13 protein-coding genes are annotated in these 13,657 nt (G+C 73.1%); 2 read left to right on the forward strand and 11 right to left on the reverse strand.

Annotated elements, in window-relative coordinates:
• Positions 1-144: 144 nt before the first annotated feature.
• Entirely contained in the window at positions 145-1,308 is a 1,164-nt protein-coding gene (locus AC0B61_RS24965) for an acyl-CoA dehydrogenase family protein (RefSeq protein WP_471742959.1), read from the reverse strand.
• Positions 1,309-1,519: 211 nt separating this feature from the next.
• Between AC0B61_RS24965 and AC0B61_RS24970 the strand changes: the two genes are divergently transcribed.
• Together AC0B61_RS24970 and AC0B61_RS24975 are read left to right on the forward strand one after the other, a co-directional pair.
• Complete coding sequence (locus AC0B61_RS24970; protein WP_471742960.1) at positions 1,520-2,176, forward strand: uridine kinase family protein; 657 nt, start codon at positions 1,520-1,522, stop codon at positions 2,174-2,176.
• Positions 2,177-2,564: 388 nt separating this feature from the next.
• Positions 2,565-4,604 (forward strand): AAA family ATPase, encoded by a 2,040-nt coding sequence (locus tag AC0B61_RS24975; RefSeq protein WP_471743048.1) that lies wholly within the window; start codon positions 2,565-2,567, stop codon positions 4,602-4,604.
• 64 nt (positions 4,605-4,668) lie between these two features.
• Here AC0B61_RS24975 and AC0B61_RS24980 read toward each other — a convergent pair whose 3' ends face one another.
• The 10 genes from AC0B61_RS24980 to AC0B61_RS25025 form a co-directional block, all read right to left on the reverse strand.
• On the reverse strand, positions 4,669-5,655 hold the full coding sequence (locus AC0B61_RS24980) for an NAD-dependent epimerase/dehydratase family protein (protein ID WP_471742961.1): 987 nt from the start codon (positions 5,653-5,655) through the stop codon (positions 4,669-4,671).
• 221 nt (positions 5,656-5,876) lie between these two features.
• A complete protein-coding gene (locus tag AC0B61_RS24985; protein WP_471742962.1) occupies positions 5,877-6,923 on the reverse strand; it encodes a hemolysin family protein in 1,047 nt (348 codons plus the stop codon).
• Positions 6,920-8,263 (reverse strand): hemolysin family protein, encoded by a 1,344-nt coding sequence (locus AC0B61_RS24990; RefSeq protein ID WP_471742963.1) that lies wholly within the window; start codon positions 8,261-8,263, stop codon positions 6,920-6,922. Before AC0B61_RS24990 ends, AC0B61_RS24985 begins: the two co-directional genes overlap by 4 nt.
• A gap of 231 nt (positions 8,264-8,494) precedes the next feature.
• The gene (locus AC0B61_RS24995; protein WP_471742964.1) at positions 8,495-8,935 is read right to left on the reverse strand and encodes a PH domain-containing protein; all 441 of its coding nucleotides are present in this window, start codon (positions 8,933-8,935) and stop codon (positions 8,495-8,497) included.
• Between the two features lie 178 nt (positions 8,936-9,113).
• Positions 9,114-9,962: an ATP phosphoribosyltransferase gene (gene hisG / locus AC0B61_RS25000; protein WP_030242546.1), complete on the reverse strand. Its 849-nt coding sequence runs from the start codon at positions 9,960-9,962 to the stop codon at positions 9,114-9,116.
• Positions 9,963-10,033: 71 nt separating this feature from the next.
• The gene (locus AC0B61_RS25005) at positions 10,034-10,306 is read right to left on the reverse strand and encodes a phosphoribosyl-ATP diphosphatase (RefSeq protein ID WP_471742965.1); all 273 of its coding nucleotides are present in this window, start codon (positions 10,304-10,306) and stop codon (positions 10,034-10,036) included.
• Positions 10,307-10,407: 101 nt separating this feature from the next.
• Complete coding sequence (gene ribH / locus AC0B61_RS25010; RefSeq protein WP_471742966.1) at positions 10,408-10,881, reverse strand: 6,7-dimethyl-8-ribityllumazine synthase; 474 nt, start codon at positions 10,879-10,881, stop codon at positions 10,408-10,410.
• Between the two features lie 162 nt (positions 10,882-11,043).
• Entirely contained in the window at positions 11,044-12,315 is a 1,272-nt protein-coding gene (locus tag AC0B61_RS25015) for a bifunctional 3,4-dihydroxy-2-butanone-4-phosphate synthase/GTP cyclohydrolase II (RefSeq protein ID WP_471742967.1), read from the reverse strand.
• The gene (locus AC0B61_RS25020; protein ID WP_471742968.1) at positions 12,312-12,959 is read right to left on the reverse strand and encodes a nicotinamide mononucleotide transporter family protein; all 648 of its coding nucleotides are present in this window, start codon (positions 12,957-12,959) and stop codon (positions 12,312-12,314) included. The genes AC0B61_RS25015 and AC0B61_RS25020 overlap by 4 nt, the downstream gene beginning before the upstream one ends.
• Positions 12,956-13,630 (reverse strand): riboflavin synthase, encoded by a 675-nt coding sequence (locus AC0B61_RS25025; protein ID WP_471742969.1) that lies wholly within the window; start codon positions 13,628-13,630, stop codon positions 12,956-12,958. The genes AC0B61_RS25020 and AC0B61_RS25025 overlap by 4 nt, the downstream gene beginning before the upstream one ends.
• Positions 13,631-13,657: the final 27 nt, after the last annotated feature.

Raw genomic sequence — 13,657 nt, forward strand, 5'->3', positions numbered from 1 at the left:
CCTGCGGCCGCCCGCCCCGCGCGGGCGGGACCGCACACCGCCAGGAACGCCTCCGGCCGTCACTCCGCACCCTGGAGTGACGGCCGGAGGCCGTGTAGGGGGAAGGCGTCAGGACGGCGCGGCGCGTCCGGCCCTCCCGGGGCGTCAGCCGTTCGTGAGGTGGCGGCCGATCACCAGGCGCTGGATCTGGTTGGTGCCCTCGACGATCTGCAGCACCTTGGCCTCGCGCATGAACCGCTCGGCCGGGAAGTCCTGGGTGTAGCCGTAGCCGCCGAGCACCTGGACGGCGTCGGTGGTCACCCGCATCACCGTGTCGGTGCAGAACAGCTTGGCCATCGCCGCCTCCTTGGAGAACGGCCGGCCCGCGTCCTTCAGGCGCGCGGCGGACAGGTAGAGCGAGCGCCCGGCCTCGATCTGGGTGGCCATGTCGGCGAGCATGAAGGACAGGCCCTGGAACTCGGCGATCGGGCGGCCGAACTGGCGCCGGGTGCGGGCGTAGTCGACCGCGAGGTCGAGCGCGGCCTGGGCGACGCCGATCGCACAGGCGGCGATGCCGAGGCGGCCGGAGTCCAGCGCGCCGAGCGCGATCTGGAAGCCCTGCCCCTCCTCGCCGATCAGCCGCTCGCGGGGCACGCGGACGCCGTCGAAGTGCAGCTGCGCGGTCGGCGAGGAGTTCATGCCCATCTTGTGCTCCGGCGGGGCCGCGGACAGGCCCTCCTGGGTGCCGGGGACGAGCAGGCAGCTGATGCCCCTGGGGCCCTGCTCGCCGGTGCGCACCAGCGCGCTGTAGAAGTCGGCCCGGCCGCCGTGGGTGATCCACGCCTTGGTGCCGTTCACCACGTACGCGTCGCCGTCGAGGTCGGCGCGGGTGCGCAGGGCGGCGGCGTCCGAGCCGGACTGCGGCTCGGAGAGGCAGTAGGCGCCGAGCTGCTCGCCGGAGAGTATGCCGGGCAGCCACGCGTCGCGCTGCCCGTCGGTGCCGAAGGTGGCCAGCGCGTGGCAGGACAGGGTGTGCACGCTGACGCCGAGGCCGATCGCCAGCCAGCCGGCCGCGAGCTCCTCCAGCACCTGCAGGTACACCTCGTAGGGCTGGGCGCCGCCGCCGTACTCCTCGTCGTACGGGAGGGAGAGCAGGCCGGCCTCGCCGAGGGTGCGGAAGACCTCCCGGGGGAAGCGGCCGGCGGCCTCGTCCTGCGCGGCGCGGGGCCGGAGCTCGCGCTGGACCAGGTCCCGGGTGAGGTTCAGCAGCTCGCGGGCCTCCTCACTGGGCAGCTGGCGCTCCACGGCTTTCACAGGGGAGGGGGTCATGGCGGCGGTCGCCTCCTCGATCGGGCGCAGGACCGAGATGGTGGCCGGTCCGGCGCGGGTGTGGCAGGTCGGCCCGACCGGCACCGGATTGCGGTGAACGGCCGTTCACAGTCGTGGCGAAGGCGAGTATGCCCGAAACCCGCGCCGCCGTCACGACCTGCACAGATGAACTGGCCGCAGTGGTGGGCTACGGGACCGTAGGGTTGACGTTGTGGCTGCTTCCGGAACCCTCCGCTCCCCCGCTCGGCACACCCCCGACGACGGGCTGGACACGCTCGCCGCGGAGCTGCGCGCACTGCCGCCCTCCTGCGGGCCGGTGCGACTGGTCGCGGTGGACGGGCACGCGGGCTCCGGCAAGACGACCTTCGCCGGGCGGCTGGCGGCGGCGCTCGGCGGGGCGCCGGTGGTCCACCTCGACGACCTGGCCACCCACACCGAGCCCTTCGAGTGGACCGGGCGGCTGCGCGAGCAGGTGCTGGAGCCGCTGGCGGCCGGCCGGGACGCCGCGTACCGGGTGTACGACTGGACGCTGCGCCGCTTCGCGGGCACGGCCGGGGTGCCGGCCGCCCCGGTGGTGCTGGTCGAGGGGGTCGGCTCTGGGCGTCGGGCGGTGCGGCCGTGGCTGGCCCGGGTGATCTGGATGGAGTTGGACGCCGATTCGGCCCGCCGGCGCGGCGAGGAGCGGGACGGTCCGGATCTGGCCGGGTTCTGGGCGGGCTGGGCCCGGGCCGAATCGGCGCATTTCGCCGTCGACCCGAGCCGCCCGTACGCCGCGACCCGGGTCGACGGGGTGACCGGCCGGATCGTGCCGGGCACGGTGGGTGAACCTTCAACAAGCGCCTTGACCTGCGACATCACCAGGATTTAGGTTTTCCTCAGCCGCCGGAACGAAAACGTCCGGCCGCCTCGGACCCGACGTCCCCGGCTTGTTCCCCCGTGAGCCGGGGGCGTCGTCCGGTCCCCTTCCGAATCTCGCTCCCGCGCCGCCCGTTTCGGCACCCGGCCGCTCAACAGCCGCCCGCGCGATCGCATTTGACCCCCTGAGGCACCCTTCCGGATCAGCCGGGCGCCGGTACGATTCCTGGTGGGCGCATATGCGCCGCAGGGGCTCGACGACCACCGGCCAGGCTGCGCGCAGGCGACCGCCGGCCGAGCCCCGGGCCACACCGCGGGGGGCGTGAGTGACGACGGTGGACAGTTCGGACAGCACGGCGGGCGGCCCGGACCAGCTCGCCGACCGGGCCTGGCTGCGCGCCATGGACGCCTACACGGCCGGCGCGTACGCCCGGGCCGAGGAGGAGTTCCGGGCAGCCGTCCGGCTCGACCCCGGCATGGCCGACGCCTGGCTCGGCCTGCACGCGCTGCGCAGCGACACCTCGGCGGCGCTGCTGGCGATGTACCGCCACCAGAAACGGTTCGGCGAGCAACGGCGGCTGCACCGACGGTCGCTCAGCTCCTGGTACTGGCTCGGCTGGTGGGTGCAGCCCGTGCTCGAGGACGCCCGCGACCTCGCGCTGGCGCACGCCTCGCACTGGCTCGACGGCCGCCACCTGGCCGAACTGGACCGGGCGTTGGAGCAGTGCCCGGCACCCAGCGAGGACCCGTCCGCCCGGTTCCTGTACGCCTGCCGCTCCTACCTGCTCAAGGACTGGGAGCAACTGATCCGGGACACCGACCGCCTGCTGGACGACCCCGCGCTCGGCATCGAGGCCGGACTGTTCGCCGGCATGGCCCGGGTGCGGCTGGACATGTGCGCGCAGGCGCAGGCACCACTGGCCGCCTCACTGGCCCGCTGCCGCTCCGAGCAGCCGCAGCGCAAGGAGCTGCGGTACTGGCTGGCGCGGGCGTACGAGGGCGCCGGGCGCAGCGCGGCGGCGCTGCCGCTGTACCGGGCGGTGCACCGGGCGGATCCGGCGTTCATGGACACCGCGGCGCGGCTGGCGGCCATCTCGGCCGAGGACGGGCTGGCGGACGGGCTGGCGGACGGAGTGGTTGACGGACTGGCCGACGGGGCCGCGGACGGGCTCGTGGACGGCCTCGTCGACGGGCTGCTGACGGGCGGGCGCTCGGGCGGGGCGGAGAACGCCGGGCCGGGGCCGGAGAGCGAGTTCCCGAACGGCGGCGGCTACGACGAGGAGTTCGCGGACGTGGCCGGACAGGGCGGCGCGACCGTCTCCGGTGACGGGGTGCTGAGCGACGGGGTACTGAGCGACGTCGCGCCGAATGGCGGCGTGCTGAGCGGCGGGCCCTCGGTGGACGCGGGTCCGGTGGATGCCGGCCCGGTGGACGGCGCCCCGGTGGACGACATTGCGCCGCAGGCCGCCGGGGAGCGCTCCGGCTCGGGCGCCCCGGCCGGGCCCACCGTGCCCCCGCCGCTACCCGTTCGCGGCCGGGCGCAGCCCCGGACGGCCGCCGCACCCGCCCCCCGGCCGGACCGCGACGAGCGCGAGCTGGACGCCGCCCTGGCCGAACTCTCGCTGATGGTCGGCATGGAGCCGGTCAAGCGCCAAGTGCGGGCGCTCTCCGCTCAGTTGAGAATGTCGCGGCTACGGGCCGAGCAGGGCCTGCCGGTCCAGCCGCCCAAGCGCCACTTCGTCTTCTCCGGCCCCTCCGGCACCGGCAAGACCACCGTGGCCCGCATCCTCGGCCGGGTCTTCCACGCCCTCGGCCTGCTCTCCGGCGACCACCTGGTGGAGGCCCAACGAGCCGACCTGGTCGGCGAGTTCCTCGGCCAGACCGCCGTCAAGGCGAACGAGCTGATCGACTCCGCCCTGGACGGCGTGCTGTTCATCGACGAGGCGTACAGCCTCTCCAACTCCGGCTACGCCAAGGGCGACGCGTACGGCGACGAGGCGCTCCAGGTGTTGCTCAAGCGCGCCGAGGACAACCGGGACCGGCTGGTGGTGATCCTGGCCGGCTACCCCGAGGGCATGAACCGGCTGCTCGCCACCAACCCCGGCCTCAACTCCCGCTTCACCACCCGCGTCGACTTCCCGAGCTACCGCCCCGGCGAACTGACCGCGATCGGCGCCGCACTGGCCGGCCGGGACGGCGACGGCTGGGACGAGGACGCCGCCGAGGAGCTGGCCAGCATCTGCACCCACGTCGTCCGCGAGGGCTGGATCGACGAACTGGGCAACGGCCGGTTCATCCGCACCCTGTACGAGAAGTCCTGCGCCTACCGGGACCTGCGGCTGTCGCTGCTGCGCGAACCGCCGGGCCGGGACGACCTGGCCACCCTGCGCCTGCCGGACCTCGTCCAGGCGTACGGGGAGTTGATCGACGGCCGCGGCTGAACCCCGGCCCCGGCCCCCGGCCCGCGGCTCCCTGCTCGCGCCGCCCCGCTCGCTGGCCGGAGGGTCAGCCCTTGAGCAGCGCGGCCTCCCGTTCGGGGTCGAGCCCGACCGTGATCCGGTCGGAGCGCTGGGGGGCGACGCCGCCGATCGACCGCAGCCAGGCCCAGGTGTCCTCGACCGTCTCCGCGACCGGACGGCAGCGCAGCCCGGCGCCGACGGCACGATCGACCGAGCCGGTGTGCAGGAAGTCGTACAGCTCGCCGGGTGCCAGCCAGATCGGCAGCTCGGTCCACGGCTCGATGCCCGCCGCGAGGATCCGCTCGGGATCGGTCCAGCGCAGCTCGGCATCCGAACCGGTGACCGTGACGCAGGCCTCCAGGAGTTCGCCCGTCGTGGCGTGGCCGGACGGGCTGACCACGTTGTAGGGGCCGCTGAGACGGGCCACCGCGGCGTCCAGCGTCCACCCGGCGAGGTCGCGGACGTCGATGTACTGCAGCGCCAGCCCGCGCGGCCCGGGGGCGAGCACCGGGCCGCCCCGGGCGATCCGGTTCAGCCACCAGGGCAGCCGACCGATGTCCTCGTGCGGGCCGAGGATCAGCCCGGCGCGGGCCAGCAGGGCCTGCCCGCCGAACTCCGCTTCGAGGGCCAGTTCGGCGCCGCGCTTGGCCTCGGCGTAGGGCACCTCGCCGGTGAGGTCCGGCGAGGAGGCCACCATCGGCGCCGACTCGTCCGCGTGGCCGACCAGCGGGTACTCGTACACCGACCGGCTGGAGATGTACGAGTAGTGGCCGACCCGGCCCTTCAGGGCGCGGGCGCTGTCGCGCACCGCCGCCGGGGCCCAGGACCAGGTGTCCACGACCGCGTCCCACTCGCCCGCGCCCAGCGCCGCGAGTCCGTCCTCGGCCGTGCGGTCGCCCTTCACCACGGTGACGCCCTCGGGAGCGGGCTGTGTGCCCCGGTTGAGGGCCGTCACCTCCCATCCCCTGGCCAACGCCTCCTCGGCGATGACCCGTCCGACGAACTTGGTTCCACCCAGCAGGAGAAGTCTCATGCCGACCACCCTGCTCCGAGGATGGCCGGCATGGAACAGCTGAATGCTCTGGGCAGAATCGCCGGGAGCGAACACGCCCTCAGCGAAAACGGGAACCCCGGGGCCCGGGGTTCCCGGCCAGGCGCTTGTGCGGTCGCGCGGTCGCGCGGTCGCGCGGTCATGCAGTCATGCAGTCATGCAGTCATGCGGCTACGCAGCTAGGCCGTTTCGCGGTCGTGCGGCTATGCGGTCGCGCGGTGGTCCGGGTCGTGCATCTCGCCGACCAGCTCCTCCAGGACGTCCTCCAGCATGACCACGCCGAGCGTGCGCCCGTCCTGGTCCAGCACGGCGGCCAGGTGGCAGGTCGCGCGGCGCATCGCGCCGAGGGCGTCGTCCAGCGGGAGGCCGCCGCGCAGCACCGTGATCGGCCGCCACAGGCCGGCCGGGATCGGCGCCGACGGGTCCTCCACGTCGAGGATGTCCTTGAGGTGCACGTAACCGAGGTAGCCCTGGCCCGCAGGGTCTCCGTCGGTGACCGGGAAGCGCGAGAAGCCGGTGCGCAGGGCGAGCTCCTCGACCTCGGCGGCGGTCGCCTTGGTGTCCACGGTGACCAGTTGCTCGGGCTTGAGCAGCACCTCGGTGACCGGGCGGCGGCCCAGCTCCAGGGCATCCTCCAGGCGCTCCTGGCGCTTCTCGTCGAGCAGGCCGGCGTCCCGGGAGTCGACCAGCAGGTACATCAGCTGCTCGGTGGTGAACACCGACTCCACCTTGTCCTTGGCCTCGACCCGGAACAGCCTGAGGATGCCGTTGGCGAAGGCGTTCAGCAGCCGGATCACCGGGGTGAGCCAGCGGGCCAGCCGGTCCAGCGGCGGGCCGAGCCAGAGCGCGGCCTTCTCGGGGCCGGCCATCGCCATGTTCTTCGGCACCATCTCGCCCATCACCATGTGCAGGAAGACCACGACGGCGAGCGAGATCCCGTACGAGAGCGGGTGCATCAGGCCGGACGGGACGCCGATCGCGTGGAACGGGCCCTCCAGCAGCGCGGCGATCGTCGGCTCGGCGAGGGCACCGAGGCCCAGCGAGCAGACGGTGATGCCGAGTTGGGCGGCGGCCAGCATCGCGGACACGTTGGAGAGCGCGTGCAGCACCGTGCGGGCGCGCTTGTGGCCGGCCTCGGCGAGCGGCTCGATCTGGCTGCGGCGCACGGACACGACGGCGAACTCGGCGCCGACGAAGAAGGCGTTGCCCAGCAGGAGCAGGAGGGCGACGGCGAGTTGGAGGGCGGTCATCGGACGTCGCCCCCGTCCTCGTCGAACATCCCGGGTGCGACGGTGCGCTCCACCCGGACCTGGCTGGTGCGGTGGCGGTCGACGCCGGTCACGGTGAGCCGCCAGCCGGGCAGCTCGGCCTGCTCGCCCACCTCGGGGAGCTTGCCGAGCAGGTCGGCGACCAGGCCGGCCAGCGTCTCGTACGGTCCGTCGGGGGCGTTCAGGCCGATCTTCTCCAACTGGTCGATCCGGGCACGGCCGTCGGCCTCCCAGACCGGCAGGCCGTTGACGGGCGGCAGCGGGAACAGCTCGGGGTGGTCGTCTGGGTCGTGCTCGTCCTGCACCTCGCCGACTATCTCCTCGACGATGTCCTCGACGGTGACGACGCCGGCGGTGCCGCCGTACTCGTCGACCACGATGGCCATCGGCTGGAGGCGGCGCAGCCGGTCGAGCAGCCGCTCGGCGGGCAGGGTCTCGGGCACCAGCAGCGGCGGGGCGGCCAGCTCGCCGACCCGCACCATGCCGCGGCGGGCGGCCGGGACGGCGAGGGCGTCCTTGAGGGTCACGATGCCGGTGACCTCGTCCAGGCTGTCGGCGTAGACCGGGAAGCGGGACAGGCCGGTGGCCCTGGTCAGGTTGATCACGTCGGAGGCGGTGGCGTCGCGCTGGAGCGCGGACACGGCGAGGCGCGGGGTCATCACGGACTCGGCGGTCAGCTCGCTCAGGCCCAGAGTGCGGACGAACAGGGTCGCCGACTCCTCGTCTATCGCGCCGGCCTTGGCCGAGTGCCGGGCCAGCGAGACCAGCTCGGCCGGGGTGCGGGCATGACCCAGCTCCTCCTGCGGCTCGATGCCGAAGGCCCGGACGGTGCGGTCGGCGGCGCCGTTGAGGAAGCTGATCAGCGGGCGGCAGACGAACGAGAAGGCCATGTGCGGGGCCGCGACCGCGCGGGCCACCTGGAGCGGTCGGGAGATCGCCCAGTTCTTCGGGACCAGCTCGCCGATCACCATCTGGACGACGGTGGCCAGCACCATGCCGACGACCACGGCCACGCCGCGGGCAGCCGAGTCGGGCACGCCGAGGCCGGACATGACGGGCTCGAGCAGGGTCGACAGGGCCGGCTCGGCGAGCATGCCGACCACCAGCGAGGTGACGGTGATGCCGAGCTGGGCGCCGGACAGCTCGAAGGAGAGGTGCCGCAGGGCCTTGGAGACGCGGCGGGACTGGGCGTCGCCCGCTTCCGCGGAGCGTTCCACCGAACCGCGCTCGACGGTCACGAAGGCGAATTCGGCAGCCACGAACAGGCCGTTGGCGAGGATCAGGAGAACGGCTGCGAACAACAGCAGCCAGGCGGTGATCACAGAGCCGCCCGCCTTCCGGGGGCCGGAAGTGGGGCGGCGCAGGTACTACCGGACGGATCGTCCATCGAGGGGGAGTGTCACTCCTCAAGTCAGTGCGGTCGGTCGCATGTCGGGCCGGGCGGCTTTGCCCCGCTTTTACCAGCGTAGACCATAGCCGGACGGACCCGGGAAGCCAGTTCGGACCCGCCGGACACCGGAACCCGCAGGTCCGGGGCCGTGCACCCCCGGGTGTCAGACCTTGGCGTGGAGCTCGACCAGGTCGCGCAGCGCACGGGCGTCCGCGATCGCCTGCGCCTTGCCGAGACCGGACTGGATGCCGACCACGGCGAGCGAGGTGCCGTCGGCCAGGTCGAGGCTCGCCCACGGGTCGCCCTGGCGGAAGTTGACCCGGACGATCTGCGCCCAGGCGAGCCGACGGCGGCGGACGAAGTTGACCACCGTCACACCGTCCCGGTCGGCGCTCACCCGGGGGCGGGCCAGCATCAGGCCGACCGCGGCGAACAGCACGCCGCTGCCCGTCATCATGATCCGGTCGTTGAGCTGCCAGTTCTCCGGGAGCAGCACGGCCAGCACGGCGAACAGCACCACCAGCAGGAGGCAGACCGGCAGCAGCAGGGCGCGGGTGCGGCGCGGCGCCCAGGTGACGGGGAACTCGACGGGCGGCGTGGACACGTGGATCTCCGGACGGTTCTGGACGGCTCTGGATGGTTCGGGATGGTGCTGGATGGTTCGGGATGGCGCTGGGTGGTTCTGGATGGCTCTGGGTGCGGCGGCAGCACGATGGGGTGGGGACGCCGGCCGACGTCCCCACCCCATTGAACCGTTCTTTAGCCGCGAGCCCGCGAGCGGGTCAGAGGCGGCAGGCGTGGATGTTGGTGACCAGGATGGCCCGGGCGCCGATGCCCCACAGGTCGTCCATGATCCGCTGGGCCTCCTTGCGGAGCACCATCGCGCGGACCGCGACCCAGCCCTCGGTGTGCAGCGGCGAGACGGTCGGGGACTCCAGGCCGGGGGTGAGCGCCACGGCGGCGCCGACGCTCTCGGCGCGGATGTCGTAGTCCATCAGCACGTAGCGGCGGGCCACCAGCACGCCCTGGAGGCGGCGCAGGAACTGCTCCACCCGCGCGTCCTCGCCCGCGCCCTTGGGGCGGATCACCACGGAGTCGGACACCAGGATCGGCTCGCCGAACACCTCCAGGCCGGCGTTGCGCAGGCTGGTGCCGGTCTCCACGACGTCGGCGATCACGTCGGCGACGCCGAGCTGCACCGCGGTCTCGACCGCGCCGTCCAGCTTGGTGACCGTCGCCTTCACCCCGTGGTCGGCCAGGTGCTGCTCGACCAGGCCGGTGTACGAGGTCGCGATCCGCAGGCCCTCCAGGCCCTTGACGTCCTCCACCGCCACGCCCTCCGGACGCGCGAAGCGGAAGGTCGACCCGGCGAAGCCGAGGGCGAGCACCTCCTCGGCGTTGGAGTGCGAGTCCAGCAGCAGGTCGCGGCCGGTGATGCCGACGTCCAGCCGGCCGGAGCCGACGTAGACGGCGATGTCGCGGGGGCGGAGGAAGAAGAACTCCACGTCGTTGTTGGGATCGACGAGGACGAGCTCCTTGGGGTCCTTCCGCTGGCGGTAGCCGGCCTCATGGAGCATCTCCGCCGCGGGACCCGAGAGCGAACCCTTGTTGGGGACGGCGATGCGCAGCATGGGAGGTTGCTTCCTTACCTGTCGGGAGGGGGGTGCTCCGCGGAGCGGGAGTCGTTCGGGGTGCTCGGAAATCAGAGGTACTTGTAGACGTCGTCGAGCGTCAGCCCACGGGCGATCATCATCACCTGAAGGTGGTAGAGGAGTTGGGAGATCTCCTCCGCGGTCTGCGCGTCCGACTGGAACTCGGCGGCCATCCAGACCTCGGCGGCCTCCTCGACGACCTTCTTGCCGATCGCATGGACGCCCTGCTGGACGAGCTGCGCGGTGCGGGAGGACGAGGGGTCGCCGGCGGCGGCCTTCTGCTGGAGCTCGGCGAAGAGCTCCTCGAATGTCTTCGAAGCCATGATGGGGCCACCTTACGGCGTGCGGGCGGGCGGACGGTAAACGGTCCCGGACCGTGGACAGTCCGGTGGACGTCCACGGTCCGGGACCGTACGGGATGCCGTCAGAGCGCGGCGCGCAGCACCGCGGCGGTGGCGACGGCGGCGGTGACGGCCTCGTGGCCCTTGTCCTCGGCGGAGCCCGGCAGCCCGGCGCGGTCGATCGCCTGCTCCTCGTTGTCGCAGGTCAGCACGCCGAAGCCGACCGGGACGCCGGTGTCGACGCTGACCTGGGTGAGGCCGACGGCGGCGGCCTGGCAGACGTAGTCGAAGTGCGGGGTGCCGCCGCGGATGACCACGCCGAGGGCCACCACCGCGTCGTAGCCGCCGTCGGCGAGGCGCTTGGCGGCGACCGGCAGCTCGAAGGTGCCGGGGACGCGCAGCACGGTCGGCTCGGCGATGCCCAGCTCCTTGAGCGCGCGGTGGGCGCCGTCCAGCAGGCCGTTCATCACCTTGTCGTGCCACTGGGCGGCGATGACGGCGACCTTGAGGTCGGCGGCGCCTTCGATGGTCAGCTCGGGGGCTCCGTGGCCGCTCATGTTCCGGGTCCGTTCTCTCGTGCGGTGTGGGTCGTGCGGGGTGCGGGGTGCGGGTGTGGGTGTGGGTGTGGGTCGTGCCGGTGAGGGGTCGTCGTGCGGGTGTGGGTGTGGGTGTGGGTGTGGGTCGTGCCGGTGAGGGGTCGTCGTGCGGGTGTCGTGGGTTCAGGAGCCGAGGCCGGGCAGGTCGTGGCCCATCCGGTCGCGCTTGGTGCGCAGGTAGCGCAGGTTGTGCTCGCCCGGCGTGATCTCGACCGCCTCGCGCCCCTTGACCTTGAGGCCGTGCTCGGTGAGCGCGGTCAGCTTGTGCGGGTTGTTGGTGAGCAGGTGGAGCGAGCGGACGCCCAGGTCCACCAGCATCTGCGCCGCGATGCTGTAGTCGCGGGCGTCGGCGGGCAGTCCGAGGTCCAGGTTGGCGTCGACGGTGTCGCGCCCCTGCTCCTGCAGCTCGTACGCGCGCAGCTTGTGGGCCAGCCCGATCCCCCGGCCCTCGTGGCCGCGCAGGTAGAGCACCACGCCGCGGCCGGCCTCGGCGATCCGCTCCAGCGAGGCCTCCAGCTGCGGGCCGCAGTCGCAGCGCAGCGAGCCGAAGACGTCGCCGGTCAGGCACTCGGAGTGGACCCGCACCAGGACGTCCTCCCCGTCCGGCAGCCGTCCGGCGGCCTCCAGGCCGCCGGCCACCAGGGCGATGTGCTCGACGCCGTCGATGGTGCCCTGGTAGCCGACGGCGGTGAACTCGCCGTACGCGGTGGGCAGGGCGGTGACGGCGGCCCGGTCGACGTGCAGCTCGGTGCGGCGGCGGTAGGCGATCAGGTCCTCGATGGAGATGATCGCGAGGCCGTGCTCGCGGGCGAAGGCGAGCAGTTCGGGCAGTCGGGCCATGGTGCCGTCGTCGTTGACCACCTCGGCGATCGCGCCGGCCGGCGCCAGCCCGGCGAGCCGGGCCAGGTCGACGGCGGCCTCGGTGTGGCCGGGGCGGACCAGCACGCCGCCCTCGACGGCGCGCAGCGGGAACACGTGCCCGGGGCGGGTGAGGTCGCCGGGCTCGGTGCCCGCCGAGGAGAGCAGCCGGACGGTGCGGGCGCGGTCGGCGGCCGAGATGCCGGTGTCGACCCCCTCCCGGGCGTCCACCGACACGGCGTACGCGGTGCCCTTGCGGTCCTCGTTGACCTGGGTCATCGGCGGGAGCTTGAGGCGGTCCAGCTCCTCGCCGGTCATCGGGGCGCAGATCACGCCGGAGCTGTAGCGGATGGTGAAGGCCATCAGCTCGGGGGTGGCCGCGGAGGCGGCGAAGACGATGTCGCCCTCGTTCTCGCGGTCCTCGTCGTCGACCACGATCACCGCGCGGCCGACGGCGATGTCGGCGATCGCCCGCTCGACCGGGTCGAGGACGAGCTCGGCCTCGGTGGTGCCCTTGTCGGACTGGTTCTCGGTCATGCCGTGGCTCCCTGCGGGACGGTGGCGGACGTGGCGCGCGGCTCCCGGGTGCTCAGCCACCACGAACGCAGGCCGAGCAGCACCAGGACGAAGTACACGGAGTAGGTCAGGCCGGAGAAGGTGTAGCCGCTGTCGAAGGCGAACGGCACGCCGACCACGTCGACGGCGACCCAGGCGAACCAGAACTCCACCCAGCCCCGCGCCTGGGCCACCATCGCGGCCAGCGTGCCGACGAAGATGTAGGCGTCCGACCAGGGGCTCCAGGACAGGCTGGGGAAGGACGTGAAGAGCAGGGCGAGCGCGACCGTGCCGACCGCGGTGCCGGCCGCCAGCGCGAGCCGCTCGGGCCAACGGGCGAACCGTACGGCGATGGTGCCGCCGTCGCGGCGGCCCCGCCGCCACTGCGACCAGCCCCAGGCCGCGGTGACGATCACGATCAGCTGCTTGCCGATCAGGCCGGGGACGTGGCCCCCCAGGTACGCGGCGATCAGCACCGCGCCGGACAGCAGCTGGACCGGCCAGCTCCAGACCGAGCGGCGCCAGCCGAGCGCCAGGCCGGCGAAACCGAGCAGGTTGCCGAACATGTCGGCCCACTTCACGTGTTCACCGAGAACGGTGAACGCCTCTCCACTGAGCCAGCTCACTTGGACTCCCCCGGGGTTCCGTCGATCGTCAGGTCGGGCAGGATGCGGGACTCCAGGAGGCGCTCGACGTACTTCGCGAGCACGTCCACCTCCAGGTTGACGCTCTCGCCGACCGCCTTGGCGCCGAGCGTGGTCAGCGCGAGGGTGGCCGGGATGAGGCTGACCGTGAAGCTGTCCCGGGCGGCCTCCACCACGGTGAGGCTGACGCCGTCGACCGTGATCGAACCCTTCTCCACCAGGTAGCGGGAGATGGTGCCGGGCAGCGAGAACCGCAGCACCTCCCAGCGCAGTTCGCCGTTCGCGTCGCGCTCGCCGGGCTCGCGGCCCAACAGCCGCCCGGTGGCGTCGACATGGCCCTGGACGAGATGGCCACCGAGCCGGGCGCCGAGTGCCATGGCGCGCTCCAGGTTGACCCGGGAGCCGGGCGCCAACTCGCCGAGGCTGGAGCGGTGCAGCGTCTCGGCCATCACGTCGGCGCTGAACTCTCCGGTGCCCGCGGCCAGTTCCTCCGGGGCGTCGACGACGGTCAGGCAGACGCCGTTGACCGCGATGGAGTCCCCGTGACCCGCGTCCGAACAGACCACCGGGCCGCGCAGGCGGATCCGCGAGGAGTCGCCGATCTCCTCGATCGACACGACCTCGCCGAGCTCTTCGATGATGCCGGTGAACACCCGGGTTCTCCTCGCGCTTGGGGCGCG

It is taken from the genome of Kitasatospora sp. NPDC023385, assembly GCF_055664045.1.

Bases quoted from the DNA above. Each gene is read 5' to 3' on its own strand.
- AC0B61_RS24965 (WP_471742959.1), bottom strand. From the start codon at position 1,308: ATGACCCCCTCCCCTGTGAAAGCCGTGGAGCGCCAGCTGCCCAGTGAG.
- AC0B61_RS24975 (WP_471743048.1), top strand. From the start codon at position 2,565: ATGGACGCCTACACGGCCGGCGCGTACGCCCGGGCCGAGGAGGAGTTC.
- AC0B61_RS24980 (WP_471742961.1), bottom strand. From the start codon at position 5,655: ATGAGACTTCTCCTGCTGGGTGGAACCAAGTTCGTCGGACGGGTCATC.
- AC0B61_RS24985 (WP_471742962.1), bottom strand. From the start codon at position 6,923: ATGACCGCCCTCCAACTCGCCGTCGCCCTCCTGCTCCTGCTGGGCAAC.
- hisG (WP_030242546.1), bottom strand. From the start codon at position 9,962: ATGCTGCGCATCGCCGTCCCCAACAAGGGTTCGCTCTCGGGTCCCGCG.
- AC0B61_RS25005 (WP_471742965.1), bottom strand. From the start codon at position 10,306: ATGGCTTCGAAGACATTCGAGGAGCTCTTCGCCGAGCTCCAGCAGAAG.
- ribH (WP_471742966.1), bottom strand. From the start codon at position 10,881: ATGAGCGGCCACGGAGCCCCCGAGCTGACCATCGAAGGCGCCGCCGAC.
- AC0B61_RS25015 (WP_471742967.1), bottom strand. From the start codon at position 12,315: ATGACCGAGAACCAGTCCGACAAGGGCACCACCGAGGCCGAGCTCGTC.